This window comes from Clostridium tertium, from assembly GCF_902652255.1.
Taxonomy (GTDB): domain Bacteria; phylum Bacillota; class Clostridia; order Clostridiales; family Clostridiaceae; genus Clostridium; species Clostridium tertium_A.
Window position 1 is genome coordinate 44706 of the sequence record NZ_CACRTO010000008.1, and the last position, 24689, is coordinate 69394.

Annotated in this window: 21 protein-coding genes; 19 read left to right on the plus strand and 2 right to left on the minus strand. The window is 29.1% G+C overall.

All coding sequences use genetic code 11. From position 1 onward, the window contains the following. Positions 1–13 precede the first annotated feature (13 nt). From GPX08_RS02915 to GPX08_RS02925, 3 genes are all read left to right on the plus strand, one after another. Complete coding sequence (locus tag GPX08_RS02915) at positions 14–1021, plus strand: ABC transporter substrate-binding protein (RefSeq protein ID WP_156625247.1); 1008 nt, start codon at positions 14–16, stop codon at positions 1019–1021. Beyond that, entirely contained in the window at positions 1002–1730 is a 729-nt protein-coding gene (locus tag GPX08_RS02920) for an ATP-binding cassette domain-containing protein (RefSeq protein WP_156625248.1), read from the plus strand. Before GPX08_RS02915 ends, GPX08_RS02920 begins: the two co-directional genes overlap by 20 nt. A gap of 407 nt (positions 1731–2137) precedes the next feature. After that, positions 2138–2794, plus strand: coding sequence for a deoxynucleoside kinase (locus GPX08_RS02925; RefSeq protein WP_156625249.1), 657 nt, complete (start codon positions 2138–2140; stop codon positions 2792–2794). Positions 2795–2978: 184 nt separating this feature from the next. On the opposite strand, the gene GPX08_RS02930 is transcribed toward GPX08_RS02925, so the two are convergent. Beyond that, positions 2979–3377: a hypothetical protein gene (locus tag GPX08_RS02930; protein ID WP_156625250.1), complete on the minus strand. Its 399-nt coding sequence runs from the start codon at positions 3375–3377 to the stop codon at positions 2979–2981. Between the two features lie 230 nt (positions 3378–3607). Here GPX08_RS02930 and GPX08_RS02935 point away from each other — a divergent pair, with 230 nt between their 5' ends. The 4 genes from GPX08_RS02935 (at position 3608) to GPX08_RS02950 (ending at position 7185) form a co-directional block, all read left to right on the plus strand. After that, positions 3608–5002 (plus strand): DHA2 family efflux MFS transporter permease subunit, encoded by a 1395-nt coding sequence (locus GPX08_RS02935; protein WP_156625251.1) that lies wholly within the window; start codon positions 3608–3610, stop codon positions 5000–5002. A gap of 189 nt (positions 5003–5191) precedes the next feature. Continuing rightward, a complete protein-coding gene (locus GPX08_RS02940) occupies positions 5192–5602 on the plus strand; it encodes a hypothetical protein (protein ID WP_156625253.1) in 411 nt (136 codons plus the stop codon). 29 nt (positions 5603–5631) lie between these two features. Continuing rightward, a complete protein-coding gene (locus GPX08_RS02945) occupies positions 5632–6486 on the plus strand; it encodes an MFS transporter (RefSeq protein WP_156625255.1) in 855 nt (284 codons plus the stop codon). Positions 6487–6798: 312 nt separating this feature from the next. After that, on the plus strand, positions 6799–7185 hold the full coding sequence (locus GPX08_RS02950) for a glyoxalase (protein ID WP_156625600.1): 387 nt from the start codon (positions 6799–6801) through the stop codon (positions 7183–7185). A gap of 534 nt (positions 7186–7719) precedes the next feature. On the opposite strand, the gene GPX08_RS02955 is transcribed toward GPX08_RS02950, so the two are convergent. Continuing rightward, a complete protein-coding gene (locus tag GPX08_RS02955) occupies positions 7720–9624 on the minus strand; it encodes an NAD(+) synthase (protein WP_156625257.1) in 1905 nt (634 codons plus the stop codon). 480 nt (positions 9625–10104) lie between these two features. Here GPX08_RS02955 and GPX08_RS02960 point away from each other — a divergent pair, with 480 nt between their 5' ends. From GPX08_RS02960 to purH, 12 genes are all read left to right on the plus strand, one after another. Next, complete coding sequence (locus GPX08_RS02960; RefSeq protein ID WP_156625258.1) at positions 10105–10533, plus strand: NfeD family protein; 429 nt, start codon at positions 10105–10107, stop codon at positions 10531–10533. 3 nt (positions 10534–10536) lie between these two features. Beyond that, positions 10537–11490: an SPFH/Band 7/PHB domain protein gene (locus GPX08_RS02965; protein ID WP_156625260.1), complete on the plus strand. Its 954-nt coding sequence runs from the start codon at positions 10537–10539 to the stop codon at positions 11488–11490. 367 nt (positions 11491–11857) lie between these two features. After that, on the plus strand, positions 11858–12682 hold the full coding sequence (locus GPX08_RS02970) for a hypothetical protein (protein ID WP_156625262.1): 825 nt from the start codon (positions 11858–11860) through the stop codon (positions 12680–12682). Between the two features lie 70 nt (positions 12683–12752). Next, a complete protein-coding gene (locus GPX08_RS02975) occupies positions 12753–13688 on the plus strand; it encodes a hypothetical protein (RefSeq protein ID WP_156625264.1) in 936 nt (311 codons plus the stop codon). Positions 13689–13996: 308 nt separating this feature from the next. Then, a complete protein-coding gene (locus GPX08_RS02980; protein ID WP_156625266.1) occupies positions 13997–14152 on the plus strand; it encodes a cytochrome C551 in 156 nt (51 codons plus the stop codon). A gap of 416 nt (positions 14153–14568) precedes the next feature. Then, a complete protein-coding gene (locus tag GPX08_RS02985) occupies positions 14569–18315 on the plus strand; it encodes a phosphoribosylformylglycinamidine synthase (RefSeq protein WP_156625267.1) in 3747 nt (1248 codons plus the stop codon). A 211-nt stretch (positions 18316–18526) separates the two neighbouring features. Further along, entirely contained in the window at positions 18527–19006 is a 480-nt protein-coding gene (gene purE, locus GPX08_RS02990; protein ID WP_156625270.1) for a 5-(carboxyamino)imidazole ribonucleotide mutase, read from the plus strand. Beyond that, positions 19006–19710, plus strand: a complete 705-nt coding sequence (locus GPX08_RS02995) for a phosphoribosylaminoimidazolesuccinocarboxamide synthase (protein WP_156625271.1) — start codon at positions 19006–19008, stop codon at positions 19708–19710. Before purE ends, GPX08_RS02995 begins: the two co-directional genes overlap by 1 nt. A gap of 172 nt (positions 19711–19882) precedes the next feature. Further along, complete coding sequence (locus tag GPX08_RS03000) at positions 19883–21289, plus strand: amidophosphoribosyltransferase (RefSeq protein WP_156625274.1); 1407 nt, start codon at positions 19883–19885, stop codon at positions 21287–21289. Positions 21290–21310: 21 nt separating this feature from the next. Continuing rightward, positions 21311–22312 (plus strand): phosphoribosylformylglycinamidine cyclo-ligase, encoded by a 1002-nt coding sequence (locus tag GPX08_RS03005; RefSeq protein ID WP_156625276.1) that lies wholly within the window; start codon positions 21311–21313, stop codon positions 22310–22312. Beyond that, entirely contained in the window at positions 22300–22920 is a 621-nt protein-coding gene (locus GPX08_RS03010; RefSeq protein WP_156625278.1) for a phosphoribosylglycinamide formyltransferase, read from the plus strand. Before GPX08_RS03005 ends, GPX08_RS03010 begins: the two co-directional genes overlap by 13 nt. A gap of 239 nt (positions 22921–23159) precedes the next feature. Further along, positions 23160–24662 (plus strand): bifunctional phosphoribosylaminoimidazolecarboxamide formyltransferase/IMP cyclohydrolase, encoded by a 1503-nt coding sequence (gene purH, locus GPX08_RS03015; protein WP_156625280.1) that lies wholly within the window; start codon positions 23160–23162, stop codon positions 24660–24662. Positions 24663–24689: the final 27 nt, after the last annotated feature.

Genomic DNA, 24689 nt, shown 5'->3' on the forward strand with positions numbered 1-24689 from the left:
TGAGGTGGAAATAATGATAAAAAAGAAAATAATTTCAGTAGTATTAGCATCTGTAGCTGCACTTACATTATTTGCTGGATGTAGCACAAATAATGATTCGAAGGCTAGTAATGATGACTTACAGAAGGTTACTTTAATACTAGATTGGACACCTAACACTAATCATACAGGTTTTTATGTTGCTAAGGAAAAAGGATATTATAAGGATTTAGGATTAGATGTAGAAATAATTCAACCATCTGAAGGTTCTTCCCTTCAACTTTTAGCAGCAGGAAAGGGTGACTTTGCTGTTAGTTATCAAGAAGATTTAACTTATGCAAGAACATCAGATAGTCCTCTGCCAGTTATGGCAATAGGAACTATAATTCAACATAATACATCAGGATTTGCATCACCTAAGGAAAAAGGAATAGAAACAGTTAAGGACTTTGAAGGAAAAGTTTATGGTGGATGGGGTAGCCCATCAGAGCAAGCTATATTGAAAGCTGTTATGGAGAAGAATGGAGCAGATTTTAGTAAGCTAACTACTGTAGATGTAGGTACAGAAGACTTCTTTATTGCAACTAAGAATAATTTGGATTTTGAATGGACTTTCGAAGCGTGGACTAATATTGAAGCTAAACTTAGAGGATTTGATATTAACTATATTCCAGTAAGAGATTTAGATCCAGCATTAGATTACTACACACCTATAATTGCTACTACAGAAGATACAGTAAATAATAATAAAGAATTAGCTAAGAAGTTTATGGAAGCTACAACTAAAGGATATGAATATACTATAGATAATCCAGAAGAAAGTGCTAAGATTTTAGTAAGTAAAGTGCCAGAAATAAGTGAAGAGTTAGCCATAGAAAGTCAAAATTATTTAAAGGATAAATATAAAGAAGACACTGAAGTATTTGGAGAAATGAAGGAAAGTGTATGGGATAATTACACTAAATTCTTATATGATAATAAATTAATAAATGTAGAAATGAAATCAAGCGAGGCTTATACTAATGAGTTCTTATCAAAATAAATTGATGCTTAAAAATGTATCTAAATCCTTTGAAAATATGGAAATATTAAGGGATATTACTATAGAAGTTAAAGAAGGGGAACTTGTATCTATTCTTGGACCTTCAGGAAGTGGGAAAAGTACTATTTTTAATATCTTAACTAATATAATAAAAGCTGATTCAGGTGAAGCATCAGTGAATGGAAGCTTAAGTTATATGTATCAAAAAGATATGATGGTGCCTTGGAAGAAGGTAATAGATAATATAGGAATACCTTTAGTTTTTAAAGGAAAAAGTAAAAAGGATTCAAGAAATGAAGTTTTGAAGCACGGTGAAGAGTTTGGATTAAAGGGATTTGAATATAAGTATCCATCTCAATTATCAGGTGGGATGAAGCAAAGGGCAAACTTCTTAAAAACATATTTGACCTCAAATGATATTATGCTTTTAGATGAGCCCTTTGGAGCATTAGATTCTATAACTAGAAGAAAGATGCAAAGATGGCTTATGGATTTAACTAAAGAGATGAATTCAACCATTCTTTTTATAACCCATGATATTGAAGAGGCAATACTTCTATCTAATAGGATATATATAATATCCGAAAAGCCTGCTGTAATAAAAGGTGAAGTTATTGTTGATTTACCTAAAGAAAGAAAAAATGAAATAGTAACAAGTGAAAGATTTATAGAAATAAAAAAAGAGATACTTTCAATAATGTCAAATTAAAGTTAAGTAAAACCATATAAGTAAAGGACTATAACTGAAGAATTAAATATTCTTTAGCTATAGTCCTTTTATTTAAGTAATAAGTATAGTGTAAAAATAATTTTTACAAATTAAATATTATTGCAAAATATACTTATATGTAAACTGAAGGTAAAAATAATTAATAATATTTAGAGGAGAGAATTAATTTAGTTGTTATAAAGTATCTAATATTTAAAACTATAATAGGGGATAAAGGTGATAAATATGAAGATATGGACGCATAAATCAATATATTTAAACAACATATTGTGCTTTTGGTAAAAATAAACACCACATATGGTACATAAAAATAAAAGTCAAGACTTGAAAGTGATTTTTTTATTATGTAATATAGAGAAAGACAAAAAGTAAAGGATAGGTGAAGCATGTTGATAGTTGTTGGAGGGATGATTGGTTTAGGTAAGAGTTCAGTTGCTGAAATTCTTGGTGAACATTTTAATTCAGAAGTTTTTTATGAAAGTGTAGATGATAATCCTATACTACCTTTATTCTATAGTGAAAGTGAAGAGGAAATTCAAAAGAAGAGATACCCATTTTTATTACAACTATATTTTTTAAATACTAGATTTAAAAGTATTAAGGAAGCTTTAGTTAATGATAATAATGTTTTAGATAGATCAATATATGAAGATTGGTATTTTGCAAAGAAGAACATGGAGCTTGGAAGAATAAATGATCTTGAAATGAAAATATATGAAGATCTATTACATAATATGCTAGAAGAGTTAGAGGAACTACCTAAGAAAGCTCCAGATGTAATGGTATATTTAAAAGGTTCTTTTGAAACAGTTCTAAAAAGAATAGCATTAAGAGGTAGAGATTTCGAAATAGATGAAAGCTTAAAGGAATATTATAATTTCTTATGGAAAGATTATGATGACTGGGTTAATAATTATTATAAAGCTTCAGAAGTAGTAGTAATAGATATGGATAATATGGATGTTGTAAACAATGAAGCTGATAAGGACAAGCTTATTGAATTAGTAGAAAATAAGCTGAAAGAAGTTAGAGAGAAATATTAAAATTTAATATTATTTTTAGCAATATTAAAATACTGTATATATTTAAAATTGAATATATACAGTATTTTTTATTATATATATGTTTCAATAAATAATCTACATTTTAAGTATCTATATTATTTTGAGTGAAAATTTATTTAAAAGTGTAAATTACATTAATTGAAAGCTTATATATATTTAATAATTAATTTATATGAATTAGTATTGATACAAGAAGTATTATTGATATTGCTCTGTGAGCTATAAGCCAAGTTTGATCTTTGGTTTTAGAACTACTTCCATATATTCCAAGTGCAACCTGTAGTATCATTGTAACTGCTGACATTAAACCAATAATACTTATACCTCTATAGGTAAATTGTATATAGAAATGCAATAATATAAATATGATTGTAAATATTCCAAAGACTTTATGATATTTTATTATTATTCTCATAACAATTATAAATAATTTATTTATAAATTCATTTTTTGAAATTAAAGATTTAAAATTTTTATTAATAAATTTAAGTATATAATTTAATATTGTTAATACGTATAAGAATACAATAATACTTCCAAAGAAGTTTCCCAATTGTCTCATATAGTATCTTCTCCTCTCAACTAAATTGTATTATTTAAATATAACAATATTGTGTCAAAATTCTTAATAAATTCTATGGAAATATAATTTTATGTAAATATGAAAAATTTAAAGATAAATTTATGAAATTACCTAAAATTCTAATATATGTGTATATTTGTGGTTTTTAATTTGTAAAAAATAGGAGTAATATAAGACGATTGGCGAAATTTTTACAAGGAGATGAGTAGATGAAGAAAGAATGGGCAATATTACTTGTAATTTTACCTATGACATTTATGACTACTCTTGATAGTAGTATAGTAAATGTTGCATTGCCAACTATGGCAAAAGAATTGGGAACAACTATGGCAGGTATTGAGTGGGTAGTTACTAGTTATTTAATAACTATCTGTGCATTAATATTATTATTTGGAAGATTTGGAGATGTAATTGGCAAAAGCAGAGTTTTTAGATTTGGAATAGCTGCTTTTACAATAGGATCTTTACTTTGTGGTTTTTCTAATACATTAGTAATGCTAATTATATCTAGAATAATTCAAGCAGTAGGTGCGGCAGCAGCTATGGCTACTAATCAAGGTATAATTACAGAAACTTTTCCACCTTCAGAGAGGGGAAGAGCACTTGGAATGACAGGAACAGCTGTAGCATTAGGAACTATGGTTGGACCGACACTTGGAGGATTAATAGTATCAGTTGCACCTTGGGAATTTATTTTCTTAATAAATATTCCAATTGGAATAATAGTTTATATAGCTGTAATGAAGACGTTGAGTTTTAGAAAAGTTAAAGAAAAGTTACCTTTTGATATTAAGGGAACAATTTTATTTATGCTAGCAATAGTTTTACTTTTCTGTTCTATTAATTTTGGTCAAAGTATTGGATTTACTAACCCAATTATAATTGGAGCATTTGTATTATCAATAATATTTTTATTTATATTTATTAATGTAGAAGGAAAAATTAAAGCACCTATGTTAGATATAAGCATATTTAAGAATAAATTATTTTCTTTAAGTATATTCTGTGGATTTACATCTTTTATATCTATAGGAGCGATTAATATAATCTTACCTTTTTATCTTCAAGATGTATTAAAATTAGGGCCTAGTATTGCTGGATTAATGATGACTGTTTCACCAATAGTTTTAGCAGTAGTAGCGCCTGTAAGTGGATATTTATCAGATAAGTTAGGAAGTGAAAAAATATCAGCTTTAGGATTAAGTATAATGACTTTGGGGATTTTTGGCTTAATCTTATTTAGAGAAAGTACGCCTTTACTTATAGTTGGAATTTTAATAGGCTCTGTTTCATTAGGAAGTGGAATATTCCAATCTCCTAATAACTCTTTAATAATGTCAACTGTAGATAAAAGTAAACTTGGAATTGCGGGTAGCATAAATGGACTAATTAGAAACCTAGGTATGACTACTGGAATAGCACTTTCAACAAGTTTATTATACTCAATAATGAGTGGTAGAATGGGATATAAAGTTGCTGGATATATTGAGGGTAGAGCTGATGTATTTATTTATGCAATGAGATTTGTATTTGTAGGTATTGGAAGTGTTTGTTTCATTGGAGCAATTTTAACGATATTAAGAATAATAAAGATGAAGGCATAAGTTTGCCTTCTTTTATTTTAAATTATATCGTAAATAAAAAAAATTTGTTTACAAGTGTAACAATGTTACGATATAATAATATTATGCTATAATGAAGTATGTTTTTTATGAGTAACAGCGTAACAATGTTACGAATAAAAAGATGAAAATTGTATAATTAACTATTTTAATGTAGTAAAAGGGGGAAATATGAAATTTAAACTTTTAAAAGAAAAGAATTTTTCTTTGCTAATGTTTGGGAAAATGACATCATTAATCGGGTCTTATATGCAAAGTTTTGCATTATCACTTTTTGTTTTAAATACTACGGGGTCAGCAACTAAATTTGCATCTATTCTTGCAATTTCTTTAATACCTCAGTTGATACTATCACCATTTGCTGGTGTTATAGTAGATTGGTTTTATAGAAAAAATATATTGATAATCTTAGATTTAATGAGTGGAATTGCAGTAAGTATATTCGCAGTTATTTACTTTATAACCGGAGAAATGCCATTAATATATATATATACTTTGGTTATAATTCTTTCTTTGATTTCCACTTTAGATAATCCAACTCTTCAAACTATAATTCCAACTATTACAAAAAAGAAGATTTAGTTGAAGCTAATGCACTAAATTCTTTATTAATGTCTATTGGTAATGTTATATCACCTGCAATTGCAGCGTTAGTTTATGGTAGTTTAGGATTAAAAGGTGTATTTATAGTAAATTCTATTTCTTTCTTTATTTCAGCTATTTCAGAAATGTTTTTAGTTATTCCTAGAAATGTAAAAGATAAAGGGAAATTATCTCTAAATAAGTTTACTGGAGAATTTAAAGATGGAATTAATTTTATATTAAAGAAAAGAGATATCATTAATGTTGTATGTCTAGCTGTAATATTAAATTTTGCATTTGGTTCTTTCTCAGTAGGGGGAGCATATCTAAGTAAAATTATTTTAAATGTTTCGGATTTTCAATATGGGTTAGTAGATACTTTTGGTGTTGTAGGGATGATATTTGCAACTTTTCTAATTGGTTGGCAATCTAAAAAGCGTTCTTTAGGTAAGAATTTATATCTAAGTTTAATGATATCATCAGTAGTTTTGGCAGGATATGCTATTGTTTCTTCAAAATCTATAGCTTCTATTGAAAATGGAGTTTTTTATTTATATCTATTATTATTACTAATAACATTCATTCTTTGTCTTTTTATTGGACTTGCAAATACATTTTTAAGTGTAGGAATGCAATCTATAGTACCTTTAGAATTTATGGGAAGAGTATCAACTGTTGTATCAACTGGGGCTATGATAGCATCTCCATTAAGCAGTATGGTTTATGGATATCTTTTTGATAAAGTTAGTGTAGCAAGTATATTCTTAATTTCTTCAGGAGTAATGATAATAGCTATGCTATTCTTTAAAAAATCATTATATCAAATTAAGATTGATAAAGAAATTAAAGAAGAAAACTGTGAAATTGATGCTGAGCTAGTATAACAGTTAAAATGTGAATATAACATAATGGCATGTATTAACTTTACGATTTTTAAATAAGAATTGTAGTTTCTCATTTAAATAAAATCTCTAAATTAATAAATATCATTATTGTAACAATTCCTTAGTTATTTTAAATAATTGGCTCTGTTTTATTTGAATGTTGATAATTATTAATTTTTTTAAACAAGGGTATATTATTTCTATTCTTATGGGATTATATACCAAATAAATATATAATAAAGATATATATTATTACGCAATTGTATTATAAAGCAAACTATATGTTAAATCAAGAAAGGGGAAAAATATATGATGAAATCACAAATTAATCTTATTACAATTTGGACAAATGATATAGATAAAATGAAAGAGTTCTATAATCAAGTCCTCGGATTCAGAATTGAAAATGACCTTGGTAATTATGTTGAATTTGAAAACGATGGAGCAAGATTTGCTATTTGTATGAGAGATGTTATGTATAGGTATAGTAGCGAATATAGGAAAGAGTCATTTGGACAGGGCTTTGAATTTGCTTTCCCATGTGAAAGTCCTAATGATGTTGATGAATCATTTAGGATGTTAATATGCAAAGGAGCAACTTCTGTTCATGAACCACAAGATATGCCTTGGAATCAAAGAACAGCACTATTTGCTGACCCAGATGGAAATATACATGAAATTTTTGCAGAAATTAAATAGTACGTAGTTTTAAATTATTGCGAAATAAAATTGGATGAATTTATTTATCTAATTTTATATTTTCCATTATCAACATCGGTTTAAAACAGAGTCAAATAATTAAATATCTTGGCAAATATAAATAGACGGTGAAATAAGCATATAGCGAAAAATTAGAAGTACTTGGTGAAGTAAAAGATATTAGGCCTTAGAGTTATTGGTTTGTCTGAGCGAATGCGAGTTCTAACAAAACTCTTGGTCTAGTAGCTTTTCTTATTTTTAATAGGAGCATCTACTTCAGACAAGCTTCAGTGATGGGCTTTCATACTAAGTTTAATTCTCGTTTCACTCATCTTCATTAAGTATTCAATGCCTCTTTTTGTAGCTATTAAGCTTAAGGAGTATATTCAATTTATCTTTGCATTAAAAATAGAAGGAGAATTTGTTAAGAATAAATAGATTGGTATTGGACTCTTTAACATATTATGTGTAGGTCGACTTGGAGCTTGCCACGGAGACAGAGCATAATATGTTAAAGGGTCCTCACAATCAGTTTTATTTAAAAGTATTGAAGGATGCGTCTGATGGCATTCTCCAATCGCCACGAGGGCTTAGAGATATGCTACCAACTTTAGGACCATCAGGTAATGCACTTCTTTTAAATTGTTGAGTAAAGAATCTATAAATAAATTTATCTAACCATTTTTCTATTTCTTCTTCACTATAATCATCTTTAAAGGCTTTTTTAGCTAAGAATAATATTCTTTCTTTTGAAGATCCATTTTTAATAAAGTGATAAAGATAAAAGTCGTGTAGTTCATATGGACCAACTATATCTTCAGTTTTTTGAACAATTTCTCCCTTATCACTCTTAGGTAATAATTCTGGGCTAACAGGAGTATCTAAAATATCTAATAGAGTTTCTGAAACCGCATTAGTAGATTCTTTTTCAGCTACATACCTTACTAAATATCTTACTAAAGTCTTAGGAATGGATGGATTTACTGAGTACATACTCATATGATCACCATTATAAGTACACCATCCAAGGGCTAGTTCAGAAAGATCTCCAGTACCAATTAATAATCCACCTTCTTTATTAGCTAAATCCATTAATATTTGAGTTCTTTCTCTTGCTTGAACATTTTCATAAGTCACATCGTGGATATCTTTATCATGACCTATATCTTCAAAATGTTGAAGTGCAGCTTTAACAATATTAATTTCTCTTAAATCACAGCCAAGCTCTCTACATAAGGTTAATGCATTGTTATAAGTTCTATCAGTAGTTCCAAAACCAGGCATTGTTATAGTAATAATGTTTTTATTATCTATACCTAATAATTTGAAGGTTTTTACTACTACTAGTAATGCTAGAGTAGAGTCTAAACCACCAGATATACCTATAACAGCTTTCTTTAAATTAGTATGTTCAAGTCTTTTTGCTAATGCTGATGCTTGAATATTAAAGATTTCCTTACATCTTTCTTCTCTCAATTTAGTATTTGAAGGAACAAAAGGATGTTTATCAATATATCTATCAAAATTAATTATTTTATTTTCTTTGTATTCAAAATTAATTATATTGGCTTCGAATGGGACTATTCTTGAAGCATCTCTAAAGCTTATATTCTTAAGTCTTTCACTATCAAGCCTAAATACATCAATATCAGAATAAATTATTTCATTTTCTCTTTGGAACCTATTATTTTCTTTAAGCATAGTTCCATTTTCAGCAATAAGTAAGTGACCACTAAATAATAAATCAGTAGTAGATTCGTGTACTCCTGCTGATGAATAAATATATGCAGACATAGATCTAGCACTTTGATTAGAAATTAAGGCTTCTCTATAGTCTTTTTTACTTACAAGTTCATTTGACGCTGATAAGTTTCCTATAATATTTGCTCCAAGTAATGAAAGATAAGAACTAGGAGGAATAGTAACCCACAGATCTTCACATACTTCAAATCCAAAACTATATGTACCAGATTTAAATATTAGATTAGTACCAAATGGCACTTCTTTTTGAAATTCAAAATCTATTTTTTCATCTATTATGCCTAGGCCTTCACTAAACCAACGCTTTTCATAAAATTCACTGTAATTTGGAATATAGGATTTTGGAACAATTCCAAGGATTTTTCCATTAAATATTATATAAGCACAATTAAATAGAGTGTTTTTATAATTTAATGGAGCTCCTACAGCTATTAGCATATCTAAATCAGTACTTTTTTCTACTATTCTTTTTATAGCTGAGTTAGAGCCCTCTAAAAGACTATATTGCATAAATAAATCTCCACAGCTATAAGAAGTTATACAGAGTTCAGGAAAGACTACTGCTTTGGCATAGTTATTATTAGCTTCATCTAAACATTTAAATATATTGTCTAAGTTATATTCTATATCTGCCACACGAGTTACAGGACATGCTGCAGCAACTTTTATAAAATTCATAAGATCTCTCCAATCTAAAAAAATTAGTTAATACTATTTTAACTCTTTTTATATAATAAATTCAAAATAACTTTAATATATGTTTCAATAAATAATATACATTTTTAGGATTATGTTATTTTAATTGAAAAATAGTTTTGAAAGTAAATTTAATTTTTATATAAGTTTGATTGTCTAATTACCTAACTGAAATATTTTACAGATTAAATATAATTTAATAAAATGTAAAAAATATCATTGCTACTTAGATACTATTTAAATAATAAAAGGAAAACAATAGAAAATCAATGAAAAGAAAAGGAATGAATTGAAAACTTTAATAAAATCAATAATAATGCAATTAAGAGGTATAAAAAAACTTATTAAAAGGTAAAAATAATATTGTAAAAGGTTAAAAAGTATATTATAATAAAATCATCACTTAGGAAATACAATAATTTTAAAATAGTGATATAATATAATAAAAAGGAGGGGGAAATAATGAGTGCAGTAATATTTTGGATAATAATAGCAGCTGTAGTAATTGCAATCGATATAATTACTAGTAATTTTTTATTTGTTTGGTTTGCGGTTGGTGCTCTTGCAGCTATGATAGCTGAATTAGTTGGATTATCCTTTAGTATTCAAGTAATAATTTTCCTAGTTGTAAACTTAATAACTATTTTAATAGGTTATCCTTGGGCTAAGAAAAAGTTTAAAAAGGTTGTTAATAGAACACCATTAATGGAGGAAACCTATATAGGAAGGGTTATGGAAGCAGAAGAAGATATTAAAGACAGAGCAAAGGTAAAGGTGGATGGAATTTACTGGACTGTTTTAAACAATGGGGAAGAAATTAAAAAAGGTGAACATTTTAAGATTATTGGTATAGAAGGAATAAAATTAACCATTAAAAAAGAGGAGGAATAATAAATGGATAGAATTATAGGATTAGTAATTGCAGGAGTAGTAATTTTATTTTTATTAATTACTATTTTATCATCAATTAAGATTGTTAACACAGGATACTTATATGTAGTAGAAAGATTTGGACAATATCACAAGACATTAGAACCAGGATGGCATTTTATGATTCCGTTTGTGGACTTTGTAAGAAAGAAAGTATCTACTAAGCAACAAATCTTAGATGTACCTCCACAATCAGTTATTACAAAGGATAATGTTAAGATATCTGTTGATAATGTTATTTTCTATAAACTACTTAATGCAAAAGATGCTGTTTATAATATAGAAGATTATAGATCAGGGATTGTTTATTCAGCAACAACTAACATGAGAAATATATTAGGTAATATGACATTAGATGAAATTTTATCAGGTAGAGATAAGATTAATCAAGATCTTTTAAGTATAATAGATGAAGTTACAGATGCATATGGTATTAAAATTCTTTCAGTCGAAATTAAGAATATTATACCTCCAACAGAAATTCAAGAAGCTATGGAAAAACAAATGAAAGCAGAAAGAAATAAGAGAGCTATGATTCTTGAAGCAGAAGGTCAAAGACAATCTCAAATAGAAAAGGCCGAAGGGGAAAAGAGAGGTAAAATACTTGCAGCAGAAGCTGAAAAGGAAGCTAATATAAGAAGAGCTGAAGGTTTAAAAGAATCTCAATTACTTGAAGCTGAAGGTAAGGCTAAGGCTATAGAAGAAATAGCTATTGCAGAAGCTGAAGCTATTAGAAAAGTAAACCAAGCTATTATAGAATCAGGAACTAATGAAACTGTTATAGCATTAAAGCAAGTTGAAGCTCTTAAAGAAATGGCTAATAATCCTGCTAATAAGCTTATATTACCAAATGAAACATTATCTTCTCTTGGAAGTATAGCTGCTATTGGCGAAATGCTTAAAGGAAGTAAAGAATAAGTAATAGCATAGTACAAAAAAGCATTGCATGAGAATTTGCAATGCTTTTTTTGTTTTAATAGTTAAATTATTAAATAAAGTGAATCCATAGAGATATTAAAGTTAAATAATACATGGTAAAATATAACAAAAACAATAAAAATTACATCATATATACAATGTAATTAGCAATATTGGATAATTGTATTAAATTCTATACGTTAAGAAGTTAAAATATTGGGGTGTGATAATGAAGGTGTCTATGTTAAGTAAAGAAGATCTAAGTTTAAATATAATAAAATAGAAAATTTATAAATCAGGGGTTAGTGCGATAAATATAGGGATTTGGGATTTATTATATATAAGTGGAGGGATTAAGGGGATGTATGTGTACAGAAAACATTTAAGAGGTTCGTTTTTAAATTATTGTGTGGCAATAGGAGTATTTTTTTGCTTTGTGTTAATAGGTATATTAGGCGCGGTATTTTCAGATGGAAGTGAATTAAAAGATATAGACTTTTCACTTGTAGGAAAAGTAATATTAGTTATGTTTATTATTATATTTCTTGAATTTACATTATTATATTTTTTGCTTTTAAAGAGGTTTAAATATATTAATGTTACCTTAGAGGAAGAAGCTATAATTTATAATAATAAAAAGAAAAAAATAGTCATACCATATGAAGATATTACTTCTATTAGATATCCATCTATAAGATATACTGGGGGATGGATGGAAATTAAATATACTGATGGAAAAATTAGATTAACAGTAGTACTTGAGAATGTTGGAGATTTTATGTATAAGTTAAAGGAAATCTTAGATAAACGTGGATTAAGCAATGTGTATAATGAAAAGAAGAGTTTTAACTTTTATAAAACTGCAACTTTTGCAGATGAAAGTTGGGAAAGAATTTATAGAAATATTAAATATTTAATATCAATGGAATATATAGTATTATTAATTATAATTTTTCTTTCTATATCTGGGATTACACAAAATAATTTTATTATCACTATGGTGTGCCTTTCTGCTCCGACTATTGGTTATTTAATTTCTGAAATTATAATAGGAAGCAAAGTTTCTAAAAGAATAGTACAAGGTGAATTTAAAATTGCACCTCAAGATTTAAATAAAGATATAAGGTTTACAAGAATATTAATTGCAGCATCTATATTCATAAGCTTGATTTTAATAGTTTTAATTAAATAAATTATTTGTAATAAAATAAGTTTTATTTCAAAAGATATATTATAAAGATAATAATATGGAGAAATAAAATATGATGAATATTAAAAAAAGAAAAGAGTTTTTTATTATTAGTATATTACTTTTAGAATTATTTCTAATAAATATAAATTCAAAAGTAGTATTAGCAGAGCTAAAGAATAATAATTATAATAGGGAAGCTGCAAGAGAATATGCTCTAAAATGGGCAGAAAGTTCTAATCCCATTTACTATAATTACATTAATGAGGGGGGAGATTGTACTAATTTCGTTTCTCAAGTATTAAGAGCAGGTGGGATGGAGTTTTGGGGAAGTAAGAAAAACGCTACGGAAATAAGCTCTTGGTTTTATTACTCACAGAACATACCAAATAGAAGTTCTACCTGGACAGGGGCTAAGCCTTTCAACTTACACTTTGGTAAAGTGCATAAGAGAGTTTATAAGTATAGAGAATATACAGTTAAGGATGCTATTAATAGCTTCGATGAAATAAGTAGAAGTATTTATGCAGGTGATATTATTCAATACTCAAGGCCTAATAATATTCCATTTCATTCTCAAGCTATTACAGATATAATTGACACTTCGAAAGTGTATTTTAGTCAACACTCAAATTCAATGGCTAACTTTTATAAGAATGGAAACCTAAAATACTACCTACTTGGTAAACCGGATGATTATAACTTAATAATTTACAATATAAAGGAAGAAAATATATCTTTGCCATATAGAGGAACACGTAGAGAAAAGGATAGAGAAGAAGATATAAATTATAGAAGTGAGTTGGAAGAAGCTATTGATATGATAAAATTAAGTATTGAGGATACTAGGTTTGATAATGAGGACTATAATAATGATAGTACAGGTATATTTATAGATGAATTCAGAATAATCGTAGAAGAAATAGAGATGGAAATGAACTCTAGAAGTGGTAACTCAAAAGAACTTCTAGATAAGTTAATAAATAGTAGAGATAATATTTCTAATTAGTATATTTTGTATGGAAATTAAGATATATTTGTATTTTGTTCATATTTTAAGTATATGTTTTCATAATAATGCTAATAATAAGAATGACCCGAAAGGGTTACGTAGGTTTCTTTGCCGGTGGTTTATGCTGCCGGTGAATTTATTCATAATTTATTTTATAATTTCACTAGCTTTTTAGAATAAATTATGTTATTATAAGAAAGTAGTCATTAGGACTAAAAAAATTATACTTTAAAGATCTGATAGATAATGATATTCTCCGTTATAGAGATTAGTATTACTATAGTCTTTAAAATGGAGGGTTAAAAATGGAAGATAAGAAAATAATATGTAAAGATTGCGGAAACGAATTCGTATTCACAGTTGGAGAACAAGAATTCTACAAAGAAAAAGGATTCGATAACGAACCAGTAAGATGTGCTGATTGCAGAAGAGCAAGAAAAGCTCAAAATAATAGAAGATAGTAATAAAGAGGCTTTAGGCCTCTTTTTTGTATTTAGAAAATCTTGGGGATGAATACTGTAATTCATTCTAATTTCTTTAGTTTATAAAAAGGAGCTTTGCACTAATTATTTAGTGCAAAGCTCCTTTTTTATTATAGTAAAAATAAGTTATTCAGATGTATTAAATACATCTGCTACAGAGATAATAAAGGTGTTATAGCTATAGGTGCTTATTAAAATTAATGAATTACGAAAATAAATAAAAGAAAATTTGGTAAATATCCGTATTAAGACGAATTATACAATAAAAATACAAAGATAAAGTTGACATTTATATCTTGGAATGATAACCTTAAATTGTAATTACGAAATATAAATATTAATTTAAGAAAAATGTTCGTTTATATTAAAACTACTTAGCTTTGGAGGTATGAAGGTTGAAAGTGAGATGTATTTTTGTAGAAAAGAAAAAAGGCTATGACGTTGAAGGTAAAAGCTTACTTGAAGATTTTAAAAGTAACTTAGGCATTAATTCTTTAGAAGCAGTAAGGTTAGTTAATAAATATACCTTAGGGGAGATTAAAGAAGAAGATTATAAGAAAGCACTTTATACAATATTCTCAGAAAGAACAGTAGATAATTTATATGAAAATAATTTTGAACTAAAAGATGGAGAAACAGCTTTTGCAGTTGAATTTCTACCGGGACAATATGATCAAAGAGCAGATTCAGCTTCAGAATGTTTTCAAATTTTAACTTCAGAAGAAAAAATAGAAGTTAAATGGACAAAGATAATAGTTTTAAAGGGGAATTTATCTAAAGATGAAGTTCTGAAAATTAAAAACTACTATATAAATCAAGTTGATTCAAGGGAAGTTGAAATTGATAACTTAGAATTATCTTCAAAACTTCCAGAGCCAAAGGATGTAAAAATATTAAATGGATTTATTAATAAAAATGATGACGAATTAAAAGAACTACATAGTGAAATGGGGCTTGCTATGAGTTTCGAAGATATAAAAATGATTAGAGATTACTTTAATGGGGAAAAGAGAGATCCTAGTATAACAGAGATTAAAGTTATAGACACATATTGGTCAGATCACTGTAGACACACTACATTTTCTACAGCTATTGAAGGCGTAGATATTGAAGAAGGTTTATATACAAAACCTTTAATTAAATCTTACAATGCATATCTTAAATCTAGAGATTTTGTTTATGGGGAAACAGATAGAGATGAGACTTTAATGGATATAGCAGTAATTACAATGAAGGAAATGAGAAAAAGAGGTTTATTAGAAGACTTAGATGTTTCCGATGAAATTAATGCTTGTTCTATAAAAGTTGATATTGAAACTAATAATGGAATGGTTGAATATCTTGTGATGTTTAAAAATGAAACTCATAACCATCCAACGGAAATAGAACCTTTTGGTGGAGCAGCTACATGTCTTGGAGGTGCGATAAGAGATCCACTATCAGGTAGAACATATGTATATCAAGCTATGAGGGTAACAGGTTCTGCAGATCCAACAGTTAAAGTTGAGGAAACATTAAAGGGTAAACTTCCTCAAAGAACTATAACATTAGGGGCAGCACATGGATATAGTTCTTATGGTAATCAAATAGGACTTGCTACTGGACAAGTTGCAGAAATATACCATCCTAATTATGTAGCTAAAAGAATGGAAGTTGGGGCAGTAATAGCAGCAGCACCTAAAGAAAATGTAGTTAGGGAAGAACCTAAAAATGGTGATGTTGTAATTCTTTTAGGTGGAAGAACTGGTAGAGATGGTTTAGGGGGAGCAACTGGTTCATCTAAAGAACATACAGAAGATTCAATCAATGAATGTGGAGCAGAGGTGCAAAAGGGTAACCCACCAACAGAAAGAAAGATTCAAAGATTATTTAGAAACAAAGAAGTTGCAACTATGATTAAGAGATGTAATGACTTTGGTGCAGGTGGAGTATCTGTTGCAATAGGGGAATTAACAAGAGGATTAGATATAGATTTAGATAAGGTTCCAAAGAAATACGAAGGGCTAGATGGAACAGAAATAGCAATTTCAGAATCACAAGAAAGAATGGCAGTTGTAGTAAATAAAGAAGATGAAGAAAAATTCATTGCTTTATCTAAGGAAGAAAATTTAGAAGCTGTTAAGGTAGCAGTTGTTACTGAAACTGAAAGACTTAAGATGTTCTGGAGAGGAAATACAATAGTAGATATTAAGAGAGAATTCTTAGATACAAATGGGGCAAGACAAACTACTAAGGTTAAGGTTTTAAATCCAGAAAAATATCCATTTAAAATTAATAAAGATTTAAATGTTAAAGAAGAATGGATTAATAATCTTAAGAAATTAAATGTAGCGTCACAACAAGGGTTAGTAGAAAGATTTGATGCTACTATAGGAGCTGGAACTGTACTTATGCCATTTGGTGGTAAGTATCAAAAGACACCAGTAGAAGGTATGGCAGCTAAGATACCAGTACTAAATGGAGAAAGTAAAGATGCTACATTAATGACATTTGGATTCAATCCTGAAATGGGAGTTTGGAGTCCGTATCATATGGCATATTATTCAGTTATTGAAGCGATAACAAAGCTTTCAGCTATGGGTGGTAATTATAAAAAGGCGAGATTAACTCTACAAGAGTATTTTGAGAGATTAGGTAAGGAAGATACTAAGTGGGGCAAACCATTTGCAGCTTTACTTGGGGCGTATCAAGCGCAAATGGACTTAGGAATTCCAGCTATTGGAGGAAAAGATTCAATGTCAGGAACATTCGGGGATATTGATGTACCTCCATCATTAGTAGCTTTTGCAGTAGATGTATGCAAAGCTAATAAAGTTATTTCACCAGAATTTAAGGAAGTTTCCTCAAAACTTATTATGCTTATAGCAGAAAAGAATGAAGATATGACCTTAAAGGTAGATGAATATAAAAATAACTTAGAAGCTTTACACAAACTTATACATGAAGGAAAGGTAATTTCCGCATCATCAATTAAATTTGGTGGATTATCAGAGGCTGTTACAAAGATGGCTTTAGGTAATAGAATTGGGGCAAATATTAAAAATGTAACTAAAGAAGAATTATTTGGTCTTAACTATGGAAGTTTAGTTCTAGAAGTTAAATCAGATGTAGAAGTCGATAAGGAGCTAGCTGGTTGCGCTTATAAGGCAATAGGCGAGACTATTAAAAATGGGGCTATTATATTAGAAGATTATGATATTAACTTTGAAATTGAATCTTTAGAAAAAACATTAGAAGAGAAATTAACAAAGGTATTTAAGATAAAAACAGAAGATAAAAATGAAAAAGTGAATACTCCATTATATAAAGTTAATGAAGTTAAAACACCAACTATTAAGGTTGCAAAACCAAGAGTATTTATTCCAGTTTTCCCTGGAACAAACTGTGAATATGATAGTGCAAAAGCTTTTAGAAATGAAGGGGCAGAAGTTTCCGAGTTAGTTTTAAATAATATGAACAAAGAACTTCTAAATGAATCTATCTTAAAGATGGAAAAGACTATAAGAGAAAGCCAAATTATCATGTTACCAGGAGGATTTTCAGCTGGAGATGAACCGGATGGATCAGGGAAGTTTATAGCAACAGTATTTAGAAACGAAAGAATAAAAGATGCTGTAATGGATCTTCTTAAGAATAGAGATGGATTAATGTTAGGTATATGTAACGGCTTCCAAGCTTTAATTAAATTAGGATTAGTTCCATATGGTGAAATAGTTGATATTGAAAATGATATGGCAACATTAACTTACAATGAAATCAATAGACATATGAGCTCTATTATTAGAACTAAGATTACTTCAAATAAATCTCCTTGGTTTAATGAAGTTAATGTAGGAGATATTCATTCAGTAGCAATATCTCATGGTGAAGGAAGATTTGTAGCACCTAAAGAACTATTAGATAAACTTTCAGCAAATGGACAAATAGCAACTCAATACGTTGACTTTAACGGAGAAGTTTCTATGGACATGCCATTTAATCCAAATGGATCAATGTTAGGAATTGAAGGTATTACAAGTCCTGATGGAAGAGTATTAGGAAAGATGGGCCACTCAGAAAGAAGAGGAGAAAGCCTATATAGAAATATTCCTGGTGATTTCGATCAAAAGATATTTAAATCAGGAGTAGAATATTTCAAGTAAGACTTCAAATGGTTGATTAGGCATAGATGAACTAACACCTTGTAGGTGAGGTGTTAGTTTAATGAAGAATGAATAATGAAGAATTAAGAATTGAGGAAAAAACTCCAGAGGAGTTTTGAAAATTAATAATTTTTAGTAATTCCGACGGAATTACATCAATAATTTTTCATTTTTAATTCTTAATTTTTAATTAAAAGCGGAGGTTTTTTATATGAAGGTAGCAATATTTTTTGGAAGTAAGTCTGATACTGATGTTATGAAAGGTGCAGCTAACTGCTTAAGAGAGTTTGGAGTTGAGTTTAAAGCTTATATTTTATCAGCTCACAGAGTTCCTGAGAAGTTAAGCGAAACGTTAAAGGCAGCAGAAGATAATGGATGTGAAGTAGTAATTGCTGGAGCTGGACTTGCAGCTCATTTACCAGGAGTTATAGCTTCTCAAACTACTATGCCAGTAATTGGAGTTCCTATAAAGGGGGCTGTTGAAGGCTTAGATGCATTATTCTCAATAGTACAAATGCCAAAATCTATCCCAGTAGCAACTGTTGGAATTAATAATAGCTACAATGCAGGAATGCTTGCAGTTCAAATGCTTGCTATAAAGGATGCAGCTTTAAGAGAAAAGTTAAATCAATTTAGAATAGATATGAAAACTAAATTTATAGAAGAAAATGGACAAGGAGTGGATTTATAATGAAAAAATTAGAAATGATGTATGAAGGAAAAGCAAAGAAAATATATGCTACAGATAAAGCTGACGAAGTAATAGTTTATTACAAAGATGATGCTACTGCTTTTAACGGAGAAAAGAAGGGCCAAATAGAAGATAAAGGTGTTTTAAATAATGCAATTACTTCAATGATATTTGAAATGTTAAATGAAAATGGAATTAAAACTCACTTTATAGAAAAGTTAAGTGAAAGAGAACAATTATGTAAGAAGGTTGAAATAGTACCTCTAGAAGTAATCGTAAGAAATGTTGCAGCTGGATCAATGGCGAAGAGATTAGGATTACAAGAAGGTTTTGAATTAAAAACAACAGTTTTTGAATTATCATACAAAGATGATGAACTAGGAGATCCATTAATAAATGATTTCCATGCAGTAGGAATTGGTGCTACTACATTTGAAGAGTTAGAAAAGATTTATGCAATGACTGCTAAAATAAATGATCTATTAAAAGAATTCTTTATAAAGCAAAACATAAGATTAATTGATTTCAAACTTGAATTTGGAAGATACAATGGAGAAGTTATATTAGCTGATGAAATTTCACCAGATACTTGTAGATTCTGGGATGCAACTACAGGAGAAAAGCTAGATAAGGATAGATTCAGAAGAGATATGGGAAATGTAAAAGATGCATATATAGAAATCTTAAACAGAATAAAGAAGTAATAAAAGAATGAAAAAATGAAATAATGAAAATGAAAGAATTTAGGGTGAAGCTTCATAAAGTTTCAAAAGATAATAAAAAAGTAAATAGTTCAGTTATTGAATTATTTTCCCTAATTTTTTCATTTTTTAACTCTTTTCATTTTTAAATTAATTGAAACTGGGGGTATTATTTTTGAGCTCGAATTTAATTTTAGATCCAAGCAATGACAAATTTAAGGATGAATGTGGCGTTTTTGGTGTTTATGCTAATAAGCCAATGGATGTTGCTTCAATGACTTATTATGGGTTATATGCTCTGCAGCATAGAGGTCAAGAAAGTGCAGGAATCGCTGTTGCTAATGGAGAAAATATAGATATTCATAAAGGAATGGGACTTATAACAGAAGCTTTTTCAAAGGAAAGTTTAGAAAAATTAAAGGGTTATGCTGCTATTGGACATGTTAGGTATTCTACATCAGGAGATACTAGAATTGAGAATGCTCAGCCATTACTAAGTAAAACTAAGCTTGGTTCAATTGCAATGGCTCATAATGGTACTTTAGTTAATGCAGAAGTTATAAGAGAATTATTAGAAGATGGTGGACATGTATTCCATACATCAATAGATTCAGAAGTAATTGCAAATCTTATTGCAAGAGCATCAAAAAAAGGGATAGAAAGAGCAATATTTGATGCAATACAAGCTGTAAGAGGATCATTTGCTATGGTTATTTTGACTGAGGATAAATTAATAGGTGTTAGGGATCCTCATGGAATAAGACCATTATGCTTAGGAAAAATGGAAGAAGGCTACGTATTATCTTCTGAAAGTTGTGCTCTAGATGCAATAGGTGCAGAATTAGTAAGAGATATTGAGCCGGGTGAAATAATTGTAATTGATGATAGTGGAGTTAAATCATTTAAATATTCAGAGAACACACAATGCCAAACTTGTGCATTTGAGTATATTTATTTTGCAAGACCTGATTCAACAATCGATGGATTAGATGTTCATGATTCAAGGGTTAAGGCTGGAGAGCAATTATTTAGAGAGCATAAGATAGAGGCTGATTTAGTAGTTGCTGTTCCTGATTCAGGAATACCATCTGCAATTGGGTATTCAAAAGCTTCAGGAATACCTTATGATACGGGATTTGTTAAAAATAGATATGTAGGTAGAACGTTTATAACTCCTTCTCAAGAAATTAGAGAAAAGGCAGTAGCTGTTAAGCTTAATCCTTTAAAAGCTAATGTAAATGGAAAGAGAGTAATTTTAATAGATGATTCAATAGTTAGAGGAACTACTTCAAGACACTTAGTTGAATCTTTAAGAAGAGCTGGAGCTAAGGAAGTACATTTCTTAGTAGCATCTCCAATAGTTAAATTCCCTTGCTATTTTGGAATAGATACTCCATATAGAAGTGAATTAATTGGTGCGAAAAAGAGTATTGAAGAAATAAGAGAAGCAATAGGTTCAGACAGCTTAGGCTATTTAAGCATGGAAGGTATGTATAGTTGCTTTAAGAAAGACTGTGGATATTGTGTTGGTTGCTTTAATGGAATTTATCCAGTATCAACGCCTATAGAAGGTGCAAAATAAAGCTGAAAGGTAGTGTGTTAAATGATAACTTATAAAGAAGCTGGAGTTAATATAGAAGAAGGATATAGATCAGTAAAGCTTATTAAGGAATATGCAAGTAGAACCATGAGTGAATATGTACTTAATGGGTTAGGAAGCTTTGCAGGAATGGTAGAACTTCCAGAAGGGTACAAGAAGCCAGTATTAGTATCTGGTACAGATGGAGTAGGAACTAAGCTAGATATAGCTTTTAGAACTAAGAAATATGATACTGTTGGAATTGACTGTGTTGCTATGTGTGTAAATGATATATTATGTCATGGAGCAAAACCATTATTTTTTCTTGACTATATAGCTTGTGGTAAATTAGAAGCTGAAGTAGCAGCTGATTTAGTTAAGGGAGTATCTGAAGGGTGCGTTCAAGGAGATTGTGCATTAGTAGGTGGAGAAACAGCTGAGATGCCGGGATTCTATAGAGATGGTGAATACGATATGGCTGGATTTGCAGTTGGTATAGTAGATAAGGATAAAATCATTAATGGTAGAAATATTAAAGATGGAGATAAGCTTATAGGTATAGCATCTTCAGGGTTACATTCAAATGGATATTCTTTAGTTAGAAAATTATTTGAAGATTTAAATGAAGAAGTAGATGGAAAAGAAGCTTGGAAAACATTAATTACTCCAACTAAGATATATGTAAAGCCTATATTAAAACTACTTGAAAGCTTTGAAATTAAGGGAATGGCACATGTAACTGGTGGTGGATTTGTTGAAAATGTTCCAAGAATGTTTAATGGGGATAATTTTACAGCTGTTATAAAGAAAGACAGTTATCCATTACCAGCAATATTTGAAAAAATCATTGAAAAAGGTGTAGATAGAGATCATATGTATAATACCTTTAATATGGGAATTGGCTTTGTGTTATGTGTAAATGAAGCAGATGTTGAACCTATTATAAAATCATTAATTGAAATGGGAGAGAAAGCTTATGAAATAGGTTATGTTACATCTGGAGGTGAAGGTTGTTGTTTAAAGTAGCAGTACTTGTCTCAGGGGGAGGAACTAATCTTCAATCTATTATTGATTCAATAGATAATGGTAAATTAAATTGTGAAATAGAAATGGTTATAGGGAGTAAAGATGGCATATATGCTCTTGAAAGAGCAAACCTTAAGGGGATAAAAACTTTTATAATATCTAAAAAAGAGTACGGAGATAAGACTTCAGATAAGATACTAGAATTAACTAAGGGGAAGGTTGATTTAATAGTTCTTGCTGGATATTTATCAATACTAGAAGGGGATATACTCAAAGAGTTTAAGGATAGAATTATTAACATTCATCCTTCTCTTATTCCAAGTTTTTGTGGACCTAGAATGTACGGATTAAAGGTTCATGAAGCTGTAATAAACTCAGGAGTTAAATATACTGGATGCACAGTGCATTTTGTAAACGAAGAAGTAGATAGGGGAGCTATACTTCTTCAAGAGGTAGTTCCAGTTTATTATGAAGATACAAAAGAAATTCTTCAAAAAAGAGTTCTTGAGAAAGAACATATTCTATTACCTAAAGCAATTGATTTAATAAGCAAGGGTAAAGTAGAAATTATAAATGGAAAAGCAAGAATAGAGATAATGGATAATTGACAATTATGCTAATAACTCAGATAAGCTGAGTTATTAAATTAAAGAAATTCTGTAGGCATTTTATCCTTAATTATGTATTATGAATTACAAATTAGTATTTGAAAATTAGAAGTGAAAAATTAATGAAAACTCTATGGGAGTTTATAAATAAAATTGTTTTTAGTAATTTGGAAGAAATTACATCAATAATTCTTCATTTTTAATTCTTCATTCTTAATTAAGAAAGGGTGTTATTTAAAATGATTAAAAGAGCATTAGTTAGTGTTTTTGATAAAGAAGGAATATTGGAATTTTCAAACTTTCTACAAGATAAAGGAGTAGAAATTATATCTACAGGTGGTACTTATAAACATTTAAAGGAAAATGGAGTTAATGTTATTGAAGTAAATGAAGTAACTAATTTTCCGGAAATGTTAGATGGTAGAGTTAAGACTCTTCATCCGATTATCCATGCAGGGATCCTTGCTATAAGAGATAATGAAGAACATATGAATACTATAAAAGAAAGAAATATTACACCTATAGATATGGTTATAGTTAATTTATATCCATTTTTCCAAAAGGTAAGAGAAGATTTAAGCTTCGATGAAAAAGTTGAATTTATTGATATTGGTGGACCTACTATGCTAAGAGCTGCTGCTAAAAACTTTAAGGATGTAGTTGTTATATCTGATAAAAATGATTATAAAGCAGTTATGGAAGAAATATCTGAAACAGGTGAAGTTTCAGTAGCGCTTAGAAAGAAATTAGCTGGAAAAGTATTTAATTTAATGAGTGCTTATGACGCAGCTATATCTAATTTTTTACTTGAAGATGAAGAGTATCCAGAGTATCTTTCAATTTCTTATAAGAAGAAGCAAAGTTTAAGATATGGTGAAAATCCACATCAAAGCGCAGCTTACTATAGTTCAAATGAATTTGATGGAGCTATGAATAGCTTTGAAGTCTTAAATGGTAAGGAATTATCTTATAACAATATAAAGGATTTAGATATAGCTTGGAAGGTAGCTTGTGAATTTGAAGAAGTAGCTTGTTGTGGACTTAAGCATAATACTCCATGTGGTGTTGCCATTGGAGAAACTCCTTTTGAAGTTTATACCAAGGCATATAATGCAGATCCAACATCAATATTTGGTGGAATAGTTGCTATTAATAGAAAGATTGATAAAGCTACAGCAGAAGAAATGGTTAAGATTTTCTTGGAAGTAGTTGCAGCTCCAGAATATGATGAAGATGCTCTTGAAGTATTAAGAACTAAAAAGAATTTAAGAGTAATTAAGTGTAATAATACTCCTAAAGATAAGAAGTTTATGGTAACAGTTGATGGTGGAATATTAGTTCAAGAAGAAGATAAAAAATTAATTGATGAAATTAAAGTTGTTACAGAAAAGGCACCAACTGAAGAAGAAATGAGAGATTTAATCTTTGGTATGAAGGTGGTAAAATATGTTAAATCTAACGCTATAGTAACTATTAAAGATGGAGTTGCTGTAGGAATCGGTGGAGGACAAGTTAATAGAATTTGGCCTACAGAAGATGCTCTTGAAAGAGGTAAAGGAGCAACAATTTTAGCATCAGATGCATTCTTCCCATTTAGAGATGTAGTAGACACATGTGCTAAAAATGGAATTAAAGCAATAATTCAACCAGGTGGTTCTATGAGAGATCAAGAATCAATTGATGCTTGTAACGAACATGGAATAGCAATGGTATTTACAGGAGTAAGACACTTTAAACACTAATCAAAGATTAGTGCAATGAATAATGAA